This window comes from Roseivirga sp. 4D4 (assembly GCF_001747095.1).
Lineage (GTDB): Bacteria > Bacteroidota > Bacteroidia > Cytophagales > Cyclobacteriaceae > Roseivirga.
In genome coordinates, this window is the sequence record NZ_MDGP01000001.1 from 3,771,365 (window position 1) to 3,789,424 (window position 18,060).

The window sequence follows — 18,060 nt, forward strand, 5'->3', positions numbered from 1 at the left end:
TAAGATATTCGATGAACGTAAAATACGATTGAAGTATATTTTAGTTCCCAAATAGTTCGAAATTCGAAATATATTTTCAAAAAAAATTAGGAAGTGGCCTCTGCCTTCAGTTTAAAGTCGAGGTTTTGGGTAGCTTTTTGCATCAGAAAAATGAATTGCTGTCGCTCTTCGTCTGAGAATCCATCCAGGATGTGTTGGCCGAACATATTCATCATGGATTCTAGCATTTCGTAAAGTTCCTTTCCGTATTTACTTAAACCAATTCTGATGATTCTTCTGTCTTCCTCGGAGTAGAAACGCATTAAATAGCCTTTATTGACCAGTTTATCTACGATTCCAGTTGCCGTGCTCATAGGAACTCCTGTGAAGTCTGCGACTTCTTTCATGATAAGTGACTTATGCTTACCAAGCAATACAACCAAACCGAACTCTCTTTTCGATAAATCTTTCGATACTTCAATACACGAATTATCTACTTCTTGCATCTTCATAAGCATTGCCTCAAGGGCATCTGTGAATTGCTTTACGTTCTTTTCGCTGGTTTTCATTTTTGTTCTCCTAACAACTAGACAACGTCACAAATTTACTTCGGGTTCCGGAGCAAATCAAACCGTCAGTCAGATTAACTACTATATTTCAGAATATGTTCGAATACAATTGTAGGGTCTTTATCTTTCGCATGACCATTGGTTCCAAACAATAGCATGATATCCAGTGTTGCCCTTTTGAATTTTCTTAATTTCGTTTTTCGGTTCTTGGCTTAATCTACTTACCAGACAATACTACAGTCTGACTACCCTATGAATTTCATACCTAAATCGCTTCTCAAAAAGCTCTACACCCGTGGTAGTCTGACCAAAGTGGATCAAGGCTTCACATTTAATATCAAGAACCGATTGATCGATGTACACTTTCAGGGCCTAAAAGCAATAGAGGTTGCAGGCAATGAGATATCACAAGATCTCGTATTCGCAGACTTAGGAGATGGCGAATGGGTATCGGTAAATCAAATCAATACCCAAAATGGGTTCGGCCTTAAGCTTGGTAAAAGCTTTGACGTGCTTGTGAAATCACAGCTTAATGGCCAGGCTAATTTGGAACTTGACTTTAAGTTTGACACCAAGCCCTTTGGCACATTGAGCTTTGGAGTGAATGATCAGGTAAATGAGTTTCAGAAAGAACGAGAGATTAAGATTCCTAGAAATCATGACGATGACTACAGTCGTGAGGCAATGGCCGAAAGACTCGACTTCGTAAAATCCTTCACGGGAAATGATCCAGAACATATACATGAGTTGATTGATGATACATCTGTTTATCAAGGCAATATTGAACACCTGACCGGGTTTGCCCAGGTACCTCTTGGAATCGCTGGGCCAATCAGAATAAATGGTGAACATGCCCAAGGAGACTTTCTTATCCCTTTAGCAACAACGGAAGGGACATTAGTGGCTTCCTACAATAAAGGGATCAAACTTGTTAATGAGTCAGGAGGTGTGAACTGTCGAGTTGTAAAGGACGGAATGCAACGCGCACCTGTCTTTATTTTCGATAATGTGAATAGGGCAGTTGACTTCAGTCAATGGATCGAAACCGTTACTGACGATTTAAAATCAGAGGCAGAATCGGGTTCAAGGCACTTGAAATATCAAAATGTCGAAGTCTATCAGGCAGGGAATAATGTATTTCTGAGGTTCAACTTCTTTACCGGAGATGCCGCTGGGCAGAATATGGTGAATAAAGCTACATTCCAGATTTGTCAGTGGATTTTGGAATCCTTTGAAGGGATCAAGCACTTCTTTTTGGAATCCAACATGGCGAGTGATAAAAAGCATTCCTTTATCAACTCTTTGAACTCAAGAGGAAAGCGAGTTATTGCTGAGATAACCTTTACAGAAAAATTGCTGGTCCAAAACTTTGGTGTTGATGCACACCAATTACAAAAGCACTTAGGGGTGGCGAACCTTGGGGGCATGATGGCTGGCGTTAACAATAACGGATTACACACCGCCAATGCCTTGGCAGCGATGTTCATTGCCATGGGACAAGATGTAGCTAATTTGGCCGAGAGTACGGCAGGATTTTTACATTCTGAGGTCACCGCAGATAACAGCCTTTATGGTACCATCACCTTGCCATCTCTCATCGTGGGAACGGTAGGTGGAGGGACTGGACTTCCAACGCAAAGAGACTGTTTGGAGATGATCGGTTGTTATGGAGCCGGTAAAGCCAAAAAATTGGCTGAAATCATTGCTGGAGTGGTCTTGGCTGGCGAAATTTCCCTAGCTGCCGCTATCTCTTCATTAGATTGGGTAGCAGCACATGAAGATTTAGGAAGAAACTCAATTCCATAGTAAGCTGAAAGTATCAGTCATCATACCAACCTATAATGAAGAGACTTGTATCGGTGCTCTGCTAGATAGTTTGGATAAGCTTGAGCCCAAACCTTATGAGGTGATTGTTGTGGATGGGGGTAGCGATGACAACACCACCGCCTTAGCTCAAAGGCAAAACGTTCACTTAATCAGATCTTCTAAACGTGGTAGAGCAGCCCAGATGCACTGTGGAGCACTTGAAGCCAATGGCGATATTCTCTGCTTTTTACACGCAGATACTTTTGCTCCGAAGAACCTGGTACAGATTGTCGAAGAAACCCTAAGTGACAATCGTATAAAACTGGCTGGTTTTCGAAGTATCATGACAGGAACTTGCCACCAGCGAATGACCACCTGGCATAATAGGATCAAAACATATTATGCCCCCTTTATTTACAACCCTTACCGAACTATTTTTAAAGGCCTAAGACTGTTGTTCGGAGATCAATTACTCTTTTGCCGAAAGACTGATTATCTCTCCTCAGGAGGATTTAATCCAGAAATGATGATTTTGGAAGAAGCTGACCTGTGTATCAAAATGAATCGCATTGGCAGAATCCGGCAGATCAAAACTAAAGTGTATTCTTCGGACAGAAGAGTGGCCAAATGGGGAGTAATAAAGTCCAACATCATATTCGTGGCGATCACTAGCCTTTGGGCACTTGGCGTCTCCAACAAAAGACTAGCTCGATTCTACGGCAACGTACGCTAGCAACTCTTTCTAGGCCATCTATTGCACAAGTAGTATATCACATGAATATGGTAATTGTGGTGTCCCATATACTTCGTAAGACTTCCTTTGCTTAATTATTTCGTTGGTAACTGTAACGAATTGTGATTTCCAAAGTCTGTTAGTACAACAGCCGAATCAAAATCTCAAAAACTATGGTCAGAAACTATCTGAAAATCGCCTTACGTTCTCTTCTAAAGAACAAAGTCTACGCCTTTCTGAACATTTTTGGACTCACAGTAGGCATCACTTGCTCATTATTAATCTTCCTTTATGTACAAGATGAAGTAACCTACGACAGTAATCATTCACAAGCCGATAATATCTATCGCGTTTCATGCGAGTATTTTCTACCAAATGATGGAGGTTCTGAGAAATGGGCACCAATTTCAGCCTATGTAGCCCAATATTTTGTCAGCGATTATCCTGAGATTTTGGAATCAGTAAGGTTTCAAAGAAACACCAATGTAGTTGTGCAAAAGACTGGTCAGACGGAGCTTTTCTATGAATCTGTTGTTTATGCAGATTCTAATGTCTTTAATGTTTTTGACTATGATTTGCTTGAGGGGAATCCTTTGACTGCCTTAAAAGAGCCTAACACTACAGTAGTATCCGAGGCCACTGCGCTTAAATATTTTGGTAGAACGAATATCGTAGGAGAGACTTTGGAGCTACCCGACAACCAATACCTGCTGACAGTCACAGGCGTCTTGGATAAAATACCGAGCAATACCCACCTTAAGTTTGATATGTTAGTGTCCTTTGAGACACTAAGAGCAGCAGGAAGGGTCAGTCCCACCTGGTGGAACTTCAATACCCATACTTATTTAAAAACTACCCCGGGTGTAGATCCAGTAGCGCTTGAAAAAAAGATAAAGCGTATTTCTGCCGAGTACATTCTAAACCAAGAAACTGGCTCTGGCTATAGACAAGAATATTTCCTGACCTCCTTGAATGATATTCACTTGAGGTCTAATGTGAGAGCCGAGTTTGAAACCAATAGTCAGGAGGCCTATGTTTATATTTTCTCATCTGTGGGAATTTTTATCCTCATCATTGCATGTATCAACTTTATGAATTTGGCGACTGCAAGATCAGTCAATAGGGCAAAAGAAGTTGGCGTGAGGAAAGTAGTGGGTGCATTTAGAAAGCACTTGATTGCCCAATTTCTAAGCGAATCGATCTTCATCGCCTTTGTGTCTCTAGTCTTGTCTGTTGCGCTTACGCTGTTGGCGCTTCCACAATTAAATGCCTTCACAGGAAAGGCCTTAGTATTTAATCCCCTTGAAAATGTTCTTTTGGGTGCGGCATTGATCGGCATAACGCTCTTTGTAGGTCTCGTTTCTGGTAGTTATCCTGCATTTGTATTATCGGCATTTAAACCGACCGAAACCCTAAAAGGTAGCTTTAAGACATCCTCAAAGGGAATCATCTTAAGGAAAGGACTAGTGGTTATGCAGTTCTTGATTTCCATAGGTCTTATTATCTCCACATTGATCGTGTTTAACCAACTCAATTACATGAGAGATTTGGAACTGGGCTTTGAAAAAGAGCGCGTCATTTTTGTTCCATCACGTTTTGGCGCAGGAACTGATCAGGGTTTTCAGGTACTGAAAGACAGGTTGGAGCAATTTTCAGAAGTGAGTCAAGTCTCACTCTCTTCACGTGTTCCGGGAAGAGAAATGGGAAATAATGTCGTACGCTTGGGTTGGGACCAAAGTGCAGATTGGAGTGATATGCGCTTTATTACCGTTGATTATGACTTTATCAATACATATGACCTGGAACTTGTTGCTGGACGAGGATTTGATGAATCATTTGGTACAGACTTAAATGAGGCCTTTATTTTAAATGAAACCGGTGTCAATAGGCTAGGCTTTGCAAGCCCTGAAGATGCCATTGGCAAGCAACTCGCCTGGCGGAATAGGCAGGGCAGGGTCATCGGAGTGTTGAAAGATTTCTATTTCATGTCTGTTCAGAATGAAATTGAACCCTTTATTATGCCAATGCAACAAGGAACCCCAGGGTATCTTTCTGCGAAAGTTGAGACGGCAAATTTTGCCAATGTCATCGAACGTATCGAGTCTACCTTCAAAGAGGTAATGCCTGGCAGAATATTTGAGTACTCTTTTCTCAATCAGGACTTTGATCAGCAATACAAAAACGAAGAGAGCTTTAGTAAGGTATTTACCTTCTTTGCCATTATAGCCATCCTAATCGCTTGTTTAGGACTCTATGGTTTGGCAGCTTTCACAGCGCAGCAAAAAGTGAAGGAAATTGGCATTAGAAAGGTCTTAGGTGCGTCTGCATTCGGTATGGTTTTTCTGCTATCCAAAGATTTCGTTAAGCTGGTTTCTATTTCGTTTCTGATTGCAGCCCCTGCGGCTTATTTCTTAATGGATGGTTGGCTCAAAGATTTTGCGGAGCGCGTCAATGTAGGTGCAGTGACATTTCTGATTGCCGCAGGAGTATCCCTTTCTATAGCCATATTGACGGTAAGTTATCAGTCAATAAAAGCGGCTGTAACCAATCCAATAAAGGCACTGAGGTACGAATAGCAGCCAAAGCGTCCATTGATTTTAGGATAGTATTGTGAAGTGTCATCCACCGTGATACTATTCTAAAAATCTCCACTACTTTTACTTGTCAAAAGTCATTGGCATTTTTTGTTCTACTACGCAGCCTTTTTTGATAACAGGCTGTAAAGGGAGCATAAGGGCTACATTTGACCAAGATCGAAAAACTATTGGAAGCGATTATTCTAGGCTGCAAGGAGAATGATAGGCAGAGCCAAAAGGAATTGTATAGCAATTTCTATAGCTATGCCATGAGCATTTGCCTGCGCTACACCGGAGGTGAAGCGGACGCTGTGGAGGTGCTTAATGATGGTTTTTTGAAGGTCTTTAAAAACATTGAAAAGTTTGATGAGACTAAGCCTTTTAAGCCTTGGTTACGCAGAATTCTAGTGAATGCATGTATTGACCATATAAAAAAGAATGCCAAGCACAACCATCTGGCCGATATATCGGAAGCACAGGTGGAAGAAACAGACCAAGTGGCTCCAGATCATGATATGGACTATCAGGAGATATTGGAGAAAATTGGACAATTGTCCCCAGCCTATAGAGCAGTTTTCAACTTGTACGTCATTGACGGATACAAGCATCATGAGATTGCTGAACAGTTGGGGATTACGACAAGTACTTCGAAAGCGAATTTGACGCGAGCAAAGGCAGCCCTAAGGTCCTTGCTTAGTAAGGAGGTGTACAATTATGGATGAGGCGAAGAACGGAGATAGATTAGAACAGCTTGTAAGGGAAGCAGCAGAGGGAGCTCAATTTGAGTTTAACCCATCGGCATGGAGTGCGATGGAGCAAAAGCTTGATGCGCCTAAGAAAGGTTTCTTCTGGTGGAAGCTATGGGGTGGACTGGGATTATTGGCAATTATAGTTTTGCTGATCATCTACATTCCGGGTGGTGCAAAGGAAGGTGAAACCACCTCAGATTCTGCTTTGACCGAAAATGCTATTCAAAAAGACAATCCAGAAAGTACCGATCAGAAAAATTCGGAAAGTGTAAACCCAGAGGGTGATAAAGCTGACAAGAGTGAAAAGACATTGGCTGAACCTCAAGAGGGAAATGAGCCGAATCAAGAGGAGAAAAACACCGATACACCTTCAAGCGAACCAGCCAATTCTGCGACCGCTGCAGCGAGTAGAGGTATAACCACAGATCAAAATCAGGTTGCTGAAACTGAGGTGACAACAGATAAGACGAGTGTAAAAGATAAAACTAGTTTGAACTTGCGCAATTCGGGTCAAGAAACCGCGCTCGCCACAACCCAATCATCTGCAGATGTGAGTAAAATCAACAGATCGGTAAGCTCTGTTACAACGAAACAAACGGAGAAATCAACTTCGGCAGTGACTTATTTTGATCCTGAGCAGCCTATTGGTGCTTTGGACAGTATAGGAGAGCAACAAGCCCAACTATACGAGTTAGGTATGGAAACCATAGCACCGAGGTGGGTACCTAGCGTCTTTCTATTCGATCTGTCATTAAAGCCCATGACTTTAGACACTAGTAACTACCAAACAGCCGACTTAGATAGTCTGCAGGCATTCAAAAGATGGTCGTTTGGTGCTTTGGTTTCTTTAGACTTAAGCGCAACAGGTTTAGAGGGCTTTACCGATCCGGGTACCATGATTGGGTTGCTGGCTGAATACAGGTTTTCCAGAAACTGGAGTATTCAATCTGGTTTAAGCTATTCTGTTAAGAACTATAGTGCCTTGGGTGAAGAATATGATACATCCACCTGGCCTGGAGGGCGTTCGGATAATCTGGTAAGTGCGCTGGCCAGATGTTTGGTGATTGATATACCGATCAACGTGCGGAGATACTTTGCTGCTAAAAATGGTAATCAATGGTTCATTAGCACTGGATTATCCACATACCTCATGTTGAGAGAGGATTACGAGTACGAGTACACTCGACCCAGTCCAAATTGGGCACCAAATGGTCAGGTCAGAGGCGAGAACAACCACTTCTTTGGCATTGCCAATTTCAGTGTGGGCTATGAAACCCCAATTAACAAGAAATTAGGTCTTGCCATTGAGCCATTCATGAAGCTACCATTGACTGGTATAGGCCAGGGAAGAGTGAAGTTTTTGAGCTTTGGTGCCAATGTGGCCATCAAATTAAGATAATTACTAGCAAGTCGATTGAGTCGAAGAGGTCCTCATTTCATGAGGGCCTTTTCATTTTACAGGTATTCATTAGCTTAGCATCAAGCTGAACTGTCTTATGAATTTCAAACCTGCTATATCGATATGGGCTTAAGCGCGATCAGAAGACTGGGCCTCATTAAAAGAATAATTTATAAAGGCTGGTATTGGGATGCGAAAAACAAAATCAAGCGCATTCAGCCCTTAATCTCCAAAGGTGAAACAATTGCAGACATAGGTTCAGGTTACGGTACGGTGACAGATTTACTGCGAAAGGAGGGTTATGATGTCACCCCGGTGGACGTCAAGGATCACTCTATCAAACAAGACTTAAAACCTATTTGCTATGATGGCACCACCTTACCATTTGTCGACAATAGCTTCGATCAGTCACTATTGTTAACTGTTTTGCATCATACGCCAAATCCTCAGGCGATAATATCCGAGGTAGCAAGAGTAAGTAATGAGATCATCATCATCGAAGATGTATACCGAAACAAGATCCAACAATACCTCACTTACTTTGCTGATAGTCTGTTCAACTTTGAGTTCAAAGGACACCCACATACTAACAATACTCGAGAGGGCTGGGAGGCCATATGCAGATTGCTAAACTTGAATTTGAAAGTGATTCGTTCCGATCGTTTCTTACTTTTCTTCCGGCAAGAAACCTATCTGGTCACACACAATATTCAAAGTGATTGACCTTTGAGAAAGGCTTGCAAACGTGAGCGTTTAAAAGTATCATTTCACAAGCTTCTTTCTATTGAATTTGCTTTCTTAGGTAGATGAATTGGGGATTTTTAGGTTTCGGAAGAATAGCAAGAAAGTTTTTAGAAAGTCTTAATGCAGTAGATGGTGAAGTGGCCTATGCTTTTGCTTCGAGGTCTAATGCTGAAGCATTGCAGGAGGAATTCCCGAATGTTAAGGTTTACGATACTTACGAAGCCTTATTGGCCGATCCTCAAGTAGATATTGTTTATATCAGTACCACCCATAATTTTCACTGTCAAAATGCAATTGATGCACTCCAGGCGGGTAAGCATGTGCTTTGCGAAAAACCAATGGGGATTTCTAGCGATGAGATCAGTCGGATGACTCAAGTGGCTAAGCAAAGCGGAAAGTTCTTGATGGAAGCAATGTGGATGCGCTTTCTCCCAGCTTACCGAAAAGCGATCGAGGTGGTCAAGTCAGGAGAAATAGGAGAGGTTAAGTATATGACCGCAAGCTTCGGGTTTCGATCCGAAGATAAACTCACTCAGGATGGTCGTCTCTTAAACCCTGATTTAGCGGGGGGAGCCCTTTACGATGTTGGTGTTTATCCATTGACCATCGTTTCGGATCTTTTTGGCTGGGAGCCTAGAGACTTCAAAGCACACGCCATCAAGTCCAGTACAGGTGTTGATGAAACCATTCAGATACAGTTTGATTTTGGGAATGACCGGATGGCTCAGGTGCTGGGTAGTATAGCCCTTCATACCAACAAAGAAGCCTGTATTTATGGAGAAAAGGGATTTGTCAGAATGCCTATGTTTTGGAAAGGCGAATCTTATGAGATTGTAAAAGGAGATGAAACTCAGGTCTTTGAACTGCCTATGACCAGCACGGGCTATGCACACGAAATTATCGAAGTAAGAGACTGTATTCTTCAAGGAAAAACAGAATCAGACTTATTTACCCTTAACGATAGCTTAATGAGTGCCAGGTTGGTAGAACGTATTCTTTCAACCATCTTCAATTAGAAAAGTAAAGGACATGTCAAAAGGATTTTTAATCGATCAGGATGGGGTTATCTACGTAGAAGATCAGATGATACCGGGTGCGGATATCTTTGTGAAATCGCTACAAGACAATAACATCCCATTCACTTTTATGACCAATAATAGTCAGCGTACCCCATTGGATGCAGTGCGTAAGCTGGAGAAAATGGGGATTCATGTGGAGGAGAAAAATGTCTATACAAGTGCGATGGCCACTGCTCACTTCATGGCACAACAGTTTCCCAATGGAACGGCCTATGTTCTGGGCGAAGGAGGCTTGATCTCCAGCCTTCATGAAAATGGACTTACACTAGTGCAAAATGATCCCGACTTCGTAGTGGTGGGTGAAGGGATCAATTTTACCTTGGAGATGGTGCGTAAAGCCATCGATTTTATTTTGGAAGGGGCTAAATTCATTGCAACAAATCTAGATGCTTCACCCCGAAAGAAAGGCTGGAATAATCTGGGGATTGCTTCTATAGTCGCTATGATTGAAGCGGCAACAGGCAAAAAAGCATTTTCTGTGGGCAAGCCCAGTCCGGTTATGATGCGACAAGCCAGAAAGTATATTGGCCTGGCGACAGATGAAGTGACCGTTATCGGTGATACCCTCTCAACAGACATTCAAGGCGGTGTACAAGTGGGTTATAAGACAATCCTCACACTCAGTGGAATGTCTAGTCGCGATCAACTAAATGATTTTCCTTTCAAGCCTGATTTGGTAGTCGAGTCCATCGCTGATTTGACATTGGACAGCATTCCCTGGTAAGAAGATTGGTCTTTCGGATCGTCATTTCGACCCTTGGAATTAGTATATTTCTATCATGTACTTTTTAGGCTATGATGTGGGAAGCAGCTCGATAAAAGCGGCTTTAGTAAATGCCAAAACGCATGAGGCTGTTCATGTGGTAAAGTATCCTGATCATGAAATGCCGATCGATTCGCCCCAGAAGGGTTGGGCTGAACAGAACCCCGAGGATTGGTGGAAAAACCTTCAAATGGCTACTAAGCAATTGCTTTCCGAGGCCGGGGTTGATGGAAAAGAGGTTCAATCAATCGGTATCGCTTATCAAATGCATGGGTTGGTATTGGTTGATGAAAAGATGGAAGTACTTCGCCCTGCTATTATTTGGTGTGATAGCAGAGCAACAGCATCGGCAGATGGAGCGGTTTCGATGTTGGGTGAAGAATACTGTCTCAGTCATTTACTTAATCTTCCGGGCAATTTCACTGCTTCAAAGCTCAAGTGGGTCGAAGCCAATGAGCCTGAAATATATAAGCGAATACATAAATTCATGTTGCCAGGTGACTTTATCGCCATGAAGATGACAGACCGCATGAACACAACCATCGGAGGCCTTTCCGAGGGTGTTTTTTGGGATTTTGAGTCCAATAGGTTTTCAACGGAACTTATGAATTCACTAGGCCTACCAGATCGATTGGTACCAACTGTTGTTGACACCATTGGGCATCAAGGCACATTGAGTGAATCAGCTTCAAAAATACTCGGACTCAAGGCAGGTACACCGATTAGCTACAGAGCTGGTGACCAGCCCAACAATGCCATGTCGCTTAATGTCTTGAAGGCTGGAGAGGTAGCGGCAACTGCAGGTACCTCAGGTGTGATTTATGGTGTCACCAATGAGGCTATCCATGATATAAAATCCCGCGTAAACGGGTTTGCCCACGTCAATCATACGATAGATCACGCGAGCATTGGTATCTTGCTCTGCATTAACGGCACCGGTATCCAGTACAGCTGGGTACGCAGGATGCTCGATACCACTGAGAAGTCGTATGAAACAATAGAACAGGAGGCGGCTCAAATTCCTGTAGGATCCGATGGCCTCATTTGCCTTCCCTTCGGCAATGGAGCAGAAAGAATTTTTGAAAACAAAGAGATCGGTTCCCACCTAATGGGTATTGATTTCAACCGACATAATAAAGCCCACATCTATCGTGCGACATTGGAGGGGATCGCTTTTGCTTTCGCCTATGGCGCCAACCTTATGAAGCAAATGGGTATGGAGATCAGAACCATGAAAGTGGGTAACGATAACTTGTTCCAATCCTCAATTTTTTCAGAGACTTTGGCAACTACCCTGGACTGCACTATTGAAGTATTTGATACAACAGGTGCCGCTGGTGCTGCCAAGGCATCTGGTGTCGGGGCGGGTCATCTAGCTGAGTTGAAAGAAGCAATGGGCAAGCAAGACAAGATCAAAACAATAGAACCTGCTGAGCATAGTGGGACATATGAGAAGGCCTATGACCTATGGGTCAAAAAATTAGAAACGCAATTAAAATAGATTTCAACTATGGGGATTATCACTGGTGATCAAGAATTTTTTAAGGGAATAGGGTCCATTCCGTTTGAGGGAAAAGACTCAGATAATCCCTTTGCCTTCAAGTATTACAATGCCGATCAGGAAGTGGCTGGTAAGTCTATGAAAGAGCATTTTCGTTTTGCGGTAGCCTGGTGGCATACCCTCTGCGGAACGGGTGGAGATCCATTTGGCCCAGGCACCAAAGTATTTCCGTGGAATGCTTCAAGTGACCCAATTCAAAGAGCGAAAGACAAGATGGATGCGGGCTTCGAGTTCATTACCAAAATGGGGGTTCCTTATTATTGCTTTCATGATTTTGACTTAATAGACGAGGGACCAACGCTGGCTGAGTCCGAGAAACGGCTAAGTATCATATCTGATTATGCTTTGGAGAAGCAAAGGGCATCTGGCGTCAAGGTGCTTTGGGGTACTGCCAACCTCTTTTCCAATCCAAGATACATGAATGGGGCAGCCACTAATCCGGACTTTAAGGTAGTAGCCTATGCGGGTGCACAGGTAAAGAATGCGTTGGATGTTACCATCAAGTTGGGAGGTGAAAACTACGTATTCTGGGGAGGAAGAGAAGGCTACATGTCACTGCTCAATACCAATATGAAGGCAGAACTTGATCATATGGCGCAATTTCTCCATATGGCGAGAGACTACGCACGAGGTCAGGGCTTTAAAGGTAATTTCTTCATTGAGCCTAAGCCGGCAGAGCCGTCTAAGCATCAATACGATTTTGATGCAGCTACAGTAATTGGCTTTCTGAGACAGTATGATCTCATGGATGATTTTAAGTTGAACCTTGAGGTTAATCATGCTACACTCGCACAGCACACTTTCGAACATGAAATGCAGGTAGCAGCGGATGTAGGTTTGCTGGGGAGTATGGATGCCAACAGGGGAGATTATCAGAATGGCTGGGATACCGATCAGTTTCCTAACAACCTCAATGAATTGGCGCAAGCCATGATTGTGTTCCTGAAAGCAGGAGGACTCCAGGGTGGAGGCATCAATTTCGATGCAAAAACGAGAAGGAACTCAACTGATCTCGAAGACATCTTTTTGGCTCACATTGGAGGTATGGATGTTTTTGCAAGGGCATTGATCATTGCGGATAAAATTCTCTCAGAAAGCAAATACAATCAGATGCTGGCCGATCGATATGCATCGTTTAACCAAGCTCAGGGTCAGGAGTTTGAGCAAGGGAAACTTTCGCTGAATGACTTACATCAAATAGCAGCGACTAATGGAGAGTTGCCACTGACAAGTGGGAAACAGGAGCTCTTCGAAAATATTATCAATCAGTATATCTAGGACCATTGGTTTCCTAGTGATTTAACTCTAGCTTTATCAAGAGGATTGGAGTACATGTATATACTTGTACATGATTATTAAGTAAACGATTAGAAATTTTGTAGCCTTGGAACTTAAAAGCCATGGTCAGTACCTAAGCTTAGACTCTTTTATGGGAGGGGCTATTCGCGAGTTGACCCTTTCTATAGATGGAATTACAAAGACTGTTATCAGCCCTCAGGAGGGCTATCATTATCAGTCTTCATTACTGTTCCCATTTCCCAATCGATTGGCATCAGGCAGTTTTGAATTCGAAGGGAAGAACTACCAATTTCCCTTAAACGATTTCGGTTTACCCAATGCACTTCATGGTATGCTCCATGATCGTACATTTGAAGTAAAGTCTCTGGGAGATAGTCATATAGAATTGGTACATATATATAAGGGTGAGCTGCCATACTACCCCTTTCCTTGTGAGATAAATCTTCGTTATGAATTGATTTCTGGAGGTTTATCCGTCAAGGTCACTATTCTCAATACAGGTTCTTCAGCACTACCTTGTGTTTTTGGTTGGCACCCCTATTTCAATTTGCCTGATGACAATGAATTGGGCTCACTTCACATGCATGGAGTGGATTTGATAGAAGTAGATGAGCATATGATTCCAACAGGGAAAATGACGCCATATCGTACCCTCGAGGAAGGGGCTGAGATTTCAGAATTGAAGCTTGACAACTGCTTCAAGTTTGTCAAAAAAGAAGATAGAAACTATACCCATCTGATTTATCCGGATAAAAGCTTACTTGAAGTATGGCAAGATGATCAGCACCCCTATGTTCAAGTATTCACCCCTGATGATAGGCGAACGATTGCCATTGAACCAATGACAGGTAATATCAATGCACTAAATACCAAAGAAGGCCTCAGTCTAGTTGAACCTCAGCAATCTTTGGTATTGTGTTTTGGTGTTTCGCTTTCCGCTCCAAAATAGTACTAATCATGGATAACCATGATCGGCATGGGAATATCCAGAATCATCTTTCTAGTATGGCTTGCGTGCCTTAGTCTATCCAAAAAGCTATGGTGTTTAGAGATCATGGCGATCATTTCAACATTGGCCTCCTTGGCGAATTCCAAAAGTCCTTCTTCCACATCATCAAATTTCCTGAAGTGAAATGAATGGTTGATATGCTTTAAGTACTTGTCCATACTTCTGGCAATATCTATTTGCTCCTTAACCAATACATCTCCTTTGTCGATATGAATGACATGCAGTTGTGCTAGAAAAGCCTTGACAATATCTACTACTAGGTGGATCGCGTCATGGTCGGGAACATTGCGATAGTCACCGGCCAAAGCAATGTGCTTCATTCTGCTAACATTTGCGTCTTCAGGCAATGCAATGACAGGAATTTCAACATGCTTAATCACATGGTAGGCATTGCTTCCGATCAGCGCCTTTGCGATTCCACTTGCACCGTGAGTTCCCATCACAATCAGTGCGATCTCTTCATCCTTAGAAAGTTCATTGATGCTTTCATGAAGAGAACCATACTGAATAATACTGCGATGAGGAACCTTTGATAAAGAGGGAGTTTTGTCTATAAGTTCTTCGATCCTATTCCGTGAGCTTTTCTCCAACTCTTCGAAATCATAACCAATGTTTCCTACGGGCACTCCCTCGGCTAGCCCGATCGGTACAATGACAGAATGAAATAGAAGAACCTCCATTTGCATTCTTTCTGCAATTTGTACGGCATTCGATAAGGCGTTTTTTGAACATTCGGAAAAATCAACGGGTACTAATAGCTTTTTCATCGTTACCTCCTTTAAGTCTGTTAAATGATATAATGAAACTACTCCGACTTATAGCTTTAAGGGCTGATCGCTATCAGATAGACACATGATTATCATCATGTTTTAATAGAACCACTGCATGAAACCAATGAGATGTATCTAATCTTTGTGAAATTTCTTGTCATTGGCAAGGGGCATGGTTTATTCAGAGAATCCTTTCTGCACAATTATATCTAGTATAAGGTTTTCAATTGATATAGAGGATTATTATATTTTAATCTAAACAATAAACTAAATATGAAAAATTCTATTAAACTCAGCCTAATAATTGGAACGTTCTTAACTATTGCTTCTGTATCCTTTGCTCAAAATGTCATCCCTGGTATTGATAATTTAAGATATGGTCCCCCAAAGGGAAGCGACTTGCCTACTATTGAAGAGTGGCAATGTAATGACGTAACTACAACAACATGGATATGGATACCTATAGCAGGATCCTTTGTATCGTTACCAATGTTAGTAGAAACAACAACTCAAGAATGTGGTTGGGCATGTATTCAAAACTGTTGATATGTGATTAAGAATACTTGCACACTGCTAGAAAGACTAGAAAGCCTCATCATTTGCTGAGGCTTTTTTGATTGTAAGTTTTTGAGAAAAGTCTGAATACTCCAGTTGCTAATTGGAAAGAGGGTAATGAAAATCGATTTTTGAGTACAAAAAAAGGCACTAATTCATTAGTGCCTTTCTGAGTAGCGGGAGCAAGACTCGAACTTGCGACCTTCGGGTTATGAGCCCGAAGATATATGATTCAATATGAATCAAAATGTGACCAAATATGCCAATAATAGCGTTTTAGCTAATAAGTAATAGTTATATAAAGCCACTTTTAACCATATAAATTCAAAAAATGTTGTACCTATGTTGTACCTATTCTGCTTTCTTTTTCGTATCTTAAAGTACCAAATTCGAAGCATATGGCCTCTATTAAGGCAGTACTTAGACGGAACAAACAGAGAAAAGATGGGACTATTCCTGTCGCTATACGTATTACGAAGGATCGAAAGACTCGTTTTATTTTTACTGGACAATATGTTTTGGAGAAGGACTGGAATGATGACTCGCAGGTGAATATGATTCGTAAGTCGCATCCCAATGCGAAGCGATTGAATAACTTGATCAGGACAAAAATCTCTGAAGCCAATGACAGCATTTTACAAGCCGATACTGCAGATGAAAACATTTCTGTTGAGCAAATTAAGAATCGTGTAAAAAGGTCGAGAGCGAACACTGATTTCTTTGATGTCGCGAATGAGAGGATAAAGGCTTACAGGGCAAAGGGCACATTTTCAGTCGCTCAGGCTGAAGAGTCGATTTGTAATAATCTAAAAAGATTCATTAAGAAGGAAGAGCTTTCATTTCAAGAGATTACTGTTGGTTTTTTGGAGAGGTTTAAAACTTTCTGTTCTGCCGAAAGAAAGCAGAAAACAAGAACTGTAACCAACCAATTGATTTTCATAAGGACTATTTTCAACATTGCCTTATCCGAAGGCATGGTAGACCAGAAGGCTTATCCGTTTGCAGGTGAAAAAATAAAGATTCGCATCAAATCTGGGTTAAAGATTGGTTTGACCCAAGAAGAGATTGAAGCAATTCTCTGTTTAGATTTGGAGCCAGGGACACCTATTTGGCATACACGGAATGTTTGGTTGTTCTCATTCTATTTTGCTGGGGTTCGAATTTCTGATGTGCTCAAACTTAAATGGTCTGATTTCAAAGACGGGCGATTGTATTACCTCATGAATAAGAATGAGAAACCCGTCTCGTTGAAAGTGCCAGAGCGAGCTCAAATAATTCTGGATGCATATAAAGGTGATCGAGAATTCAAGGATGATTATATATTCCCTGACTTGAAACTCGCCAACCAGGAGGATCAGCGGGATGTCTTTGTTAAATCACGTAATGCTACGAGCCGTTTCAATAAATATCTCAAAAGGATTGCTGAGAAAGCTGGTATAGAGAAGAACCTATCCAATCACATTTCTCGACATTCCTTTGGCAATATAGCAGGCGATAAAATCAATCCCCTGATGCTGCAAAAGCTCTACCGTCATTCTAGTTTGAAAACCACAATTGGTTATCAAGGGAATTTCATTCACAAGGAAGCCGATGATGCGTTGGATCAAGTAGTAGGGTTCTAAATCTTGGATTCATAAGTTCATCTGTGACTTTTGAATCTGGATGTAAGCTTTTGAGTTTGAAAGTAAATATGAAAGTACTTCCGAGGAAATTATTAGCTTTGGTTAAACCCATTTAGAAACTCCGGTGAATGTAATCTGTTTAGAAGAGGAAGCATTTCACAGCCTTATTGAGGAGGTTGTGAAGAGAATGTCGGCAAAGGTATCAATAGTCGAACAAGAGGCAGATTGGAAGTGGATTTCAGATGTTCAAGCAATGGAGCTTTTGAAGATCAAGTCTAAGACCACACTTCAGGAATTACGAGATAATGGTGAGGTCAGGTTTTCTCAACCACGTAAGAAGATCATTCTTTATGATAGGGATTCTATTAATGAGTATTTAGAACGGCACGCTAGAGAAACATTTTAGATGGACGAGACCAAATATTTAAAAGGATTTAATGACGGTTATTTCACAGCCAAAACGATGCCTGATATACGACAATCGATGACGTTTAAGAATGTTGATGGTCCAACAGATTATCAGCTCGGGTTTGAAGACGGTCAAAAGGAGTATAAAATGGAAAAAGAGCGAGGCTTGTCTAAAGATGATTTCTCCAGGGATGACCAAAAAAGGAACTTGGACTTAGATCGTTGATTTAACCACCCTACTCTCAAATATGCTTTGTTTTCGATTTTAAGCTTCGTTCACTGCCTTTCATTCTTCGAGCTGTAAAATGTTACGGATAGAGACTAAGGCTATTGAGCGAGCCTTATTTGCTAGATACAGAATTGTCCAAGCTCTCATTGTTGCTTGAATGCTGGATACCTGAAACCTTCATTCCCTGATAGCAAAACAACTGACTTACCG

Annotated in this window: 17 protein-coding genes and 1 tRNA gene; 15 read left to right on the forward strand and 3 right to left on the reverse strand. The window is 41.7% G+C overall.

The window, feature by feature from the left end:
• Positions 1-86: 86 nt before the first annotated feature.
• Positions 87-548, reverse strand: coding sequence for a MarR family winged helix-turn-helix transcriptional regulator (locus BFP97_RS16370; protein ID WP_069843452.1), 462 nt, complete (start codon positions 546-548; stop codon positions 87-89).
• 252 nt (positions 549-800) lie between these two features.
• On the opposite strand from BFP97_RS16370, the gene BFP97_RS16375 reads away from it, so the two are divergent.
• The 11 genes from BFP97_RS16375 (at position 801) to BFP97_RS16425 (ending at position 14,206) form a co-directional block, all read left to right on the forward strand.
• Positions 801-2,354, forward strand: a complete 1,554-nt coding sequence (locus tag BFP97_RS16375; protein ID WP_069843453.1) for a hydroxymethylglutaryl-CoA reductase — start codon at positions 801-803, stop codon at positions 2,352-2,354.
• Positions 2,355-2,376: 22 nt separating this feature from the next.
• Positions 2,377-3,087, forward strand: a complete 711-nt coding sequence (locus tag BFP97_RS16380) for a TIGR04283 family arsenosugar biosynthesis glycosyltransferase (protein WP_255399563.1) — start codon at positions 2,377-2,379, stop codon at positions 3,085-3,087.
• Between the two features lie 173 nt (positions 3,088-3,260).
• On the forward strand, positions 3,261-5,663 hold the full coding sequence (locus tag BFP97_RS16385; RefSeq protein WP_069843455.1) for an ABC transporter permease: 2,403 nt from the start codon (positions 3,261-3,263) through the stop codon (positions 5,661-5,663).
• A 167-nt stretch (positions 5,664-5,830) separates the two neighbouring features.
• On the forward strand, positions 5,831-6,385 hold the full coding sequence (locus BFP97_RS16390; protein ID WP_069843456.1) for an RNA polymerase sigma factor: 555 nt from the start codon (positions 5,831-5,833) through the stop codon (positions 6,383-6,385).
• Positions 6,378-7,811 (forward strand): outer membrane beta-barrel protein, encoded by a 1,434-nt coding sequence (locus tag BFP97_RS16395; protein WP_069843457.1) that lies wholly within the window; start codon positions 6,378-6,380, stop codon positions 7,809-7,811. The genes BFP97_RS16390 and BFP97_RS16395 overlap by 8 nt, the downstream gene beginning before the upstream one ends.
• A gap of 123 nt (positions 7,812-7,934) precedes the next feature.
• Entirely contained in the window at positions 7,935-8,534 is a 600-nt protein-coding gene (locus tag BFP97_RS16400) for a class I SAM-dependent methyltransferase (protein ID WP_069843458.1), read from the forward strand.
• 83 nt (positions 8,535-8,617) lie between these two features.
• Positions 8,618-9,571 carry a Gfo/Idh/MocA family protein gene (locus tag BFP97_RS16405; RefSeq protein WP_069843459.1) on the forward strand — a complete coding sequence of 318 codons (954 nt, stop codon included), beginning with the start codon at positions 8,618-8,620 and terminating at the stop codon, positions 9,569-9,571.
• Positions 9,572-9,584: 13 nt separating this feature from the next.
• Positions 9,585-10,358, forward strand: a complete 774-nt coding sequence (locus tag BFP97_RS16410; RefSeq protein ID WP_069843460.1) for an HAD-IIA family hydrolase — start codon at positions 9,585-9,587, stop codon at positions 10,356-10,358.
• A 55-nt stretch (positions 10,359-10,413) separates the two neighbouring features.
• Complete coding sequence (locus BFP97_RS16415; protein ID WP_069843461.1) at positions 10,414-11,898, forward strand: xylulokinase; 1,485 nt, start codon at positions 10,414-10,416, stop codon at positions 11,896-11,898.
• A 9-nt stretch (positions 11,899-11,907) separates the two neighbouring features.
• Complete coding sequence (gene xylA / locus BFP97_RS16420) at positions 11,908-13,236, forward strand: xylose isomerase (RefSeq protein ID WP_069843462.1); 1,329 nt, start codon at positions 11,908-11,910, stop codon at positions 13,234-13,236.
• 106 nt (positions 13,237-13,342) lie between these two features.
• Positions 13,343-14,206: an aldose 1-epimerase gene (locus BFP97_RS16425; protein ID WP_139135342.1), complete on the forward strand. Its 864-nt coding sequence runs from the start codon at positions 13,343-13,345 to the stop codon at positions 14,204-14,206.
• Positions 14,207-14,208: 2 nt separating this feature from the next.
• On the opposite strand, the gene BFP97_RS16430 is transcribed toward BFP97_RS16425, so the two are convergent.
• Positions 14,209-15,033, reverse strand: coding sequence for a universal stress protein (locus BFP97_RS16430; RefSeq protein WP_069843464.1), 825 nt, complete (start codon positions 15,031-15,033; stop codon positions 14,209-14,211).
• Positions 15,034-15,309: 276 nt separating this feature from the next.
• Between BFP97_RS16430 and BFP97_RS16435 the strand changes: the two genes are divergently transcribed.
• Positions 15,310-15,582, forward strand: a complete 273-nt coding sequence (locus BFP97_RS16435; RefSeq protein ID WP_069843465.1) for a hypothetical protein — start codon at positions 15,310-15,312, stop codon at positions 15,580-15,582.
• Between the two features lie 183 nt (positions 15,583-15,765).
• Here BFP97_RS16435 and BFP97_RS20770 read toward each other — a convergent pair.
• Positions 15,766-15,855, reverse strand: a tRNA-Ser gene (locus BFP97_RS20770).
• Between the two features lie 134 nt (positions 15,856-15,989).
• On the opposite strand from BFP97_RS20770, the gene BFP97_RS16440 reads away from it, so the two are divergent.
• From BFP97_RS16440 to BFP97_RS16450, 3 genes are all read left to right on the forward strand, one after another.
• Positions 15,990-17,213, forward strand: coding sequence for a site-specific integrase (locus BFP97_RS16440; RefSeq protein ID WP_069843466.1), 1,224 nt, complete (start codon positions 15,990-15,992; stop codon positions 17,211-17,213).
• Positions 17,214-17,337: 124 nt separating this feature from the next.
• A complete protein-coding gene (locus BFP97_RS16445; protein WP_069843467.1) occupies positions 17,338-17,619 on the forward strand; it encodes a helix-turn-helix domain-containing protein in 282 nt (93 codons plus the stop codon).
• Entirely contained in the window at positions 17,620-17,847 is a 228-nt protein-coding gene (locus BFP97_RS16450) for a hypothetical protein (RefSeq protein ID WP_069843468.1), read from the forward strand.
• The last annotated feature ends 213 nt before the right edge of the window (positions 17,848-18,060 follow it).

What these genes read in the sequence shown, in the direction of transcription:
- BFP97_RS16370 (WP_069843452.1), bottom strand. Translation starts at nt 548, where the DNA reads ATGAAAACCAGCGAAAAGAACGTAAAGCAATTCACAGATGCCCTTGAG.
- BFP97_RS16395 (WP_069843457.1), top strand. Translation starts at nt 6,378, where the DNA reads ATGGATGAGGCGAAGAACGGAGATAGATTAGAACAGCTTGTAAGGGAA.
- BFP97_RS16400 (WP_069843458.1), top strand. Translation starts at nt 7,935, where the DNA reads ATGGGCTTAAGCGCGATCAGAAGACTGGGCCTCATTAAAAGAATAATT.
- BFP97_RS16435 (WP_069843465.1), top strand. Translation starts at nt 15,310, where the DNA reads ATGAAAAATTCTATTAAACTCAGCCTAATAATTGGAACGTTCTTAACT.
- BFP97_RS16440 (WP_069843466.1), top strand. Translation starts at nt 15,990, where the DNA reads ATGGCCTCTATTAAGGCAGTACTTAGACGGAACAAACAGAGAAAAGAT.
- BFP97_RS16415 (WP_069843461.1), top strand. Translation starts at nt 10,414, where the DNA reads ATGTACTTTTTAGGCTATGATGTGGGAAGCAGCTCGATAAAAGCGGCT.
- BFP97_RS16450 (WP_069843468.1), top strand. Translation starts at nt 17,620, where the DNA reads ATGGACGAGACCAAATATTTAAAAGGATTTAATGACGGTTATTTCACA.
- BFP97_RS16385 (WP_069843455.1), top strand. Translation starts at nt 3,261, where the DNA reads ATGGTCAGAAACTATCTGAAAATCGCCTTACGTTCTCTTCTAAAGAAC.
- BFP97_RS16430 (WP_069843464.1), bottom strand. Translation starts at nt 15,033, where the DNA reads ATGAAAAAGCTATTAGTACCCGTTGATTTTTCCGAATGTTCAAAAAAC.
- xylA (WP_069843462.1), top strand. Translation starts at nt 11,908, where the DNA reads ATGGGGATTATCACTGGTGATCAAGAATTTTTTAAGGGAATAGGGTCC.
- BFP97_RS16375 (WP_069843453.1), top strand. Translation starts at nt 801, where the DNA reads ATGAATTTCATACCTAAATCGCTTCTCAAAAAGCTCTACACCCGTGGT.
- BFP97_RS16405 (WP_069843459.1), top strand. Translation starts at nt 8,618, where the DNA reads ATGAATTGGGGATTTTTAGGTTTCGGAAGAATAGCAAGAAAGTTTTTA.
- BFP97_RS16410 (WP_069843460.1), top strand. Translation starts at nt 9,585, where the DNA reads ATGTCAAAAGGATTTTTAATCGATCAGGATGGGGTTATCTACGTAGAA.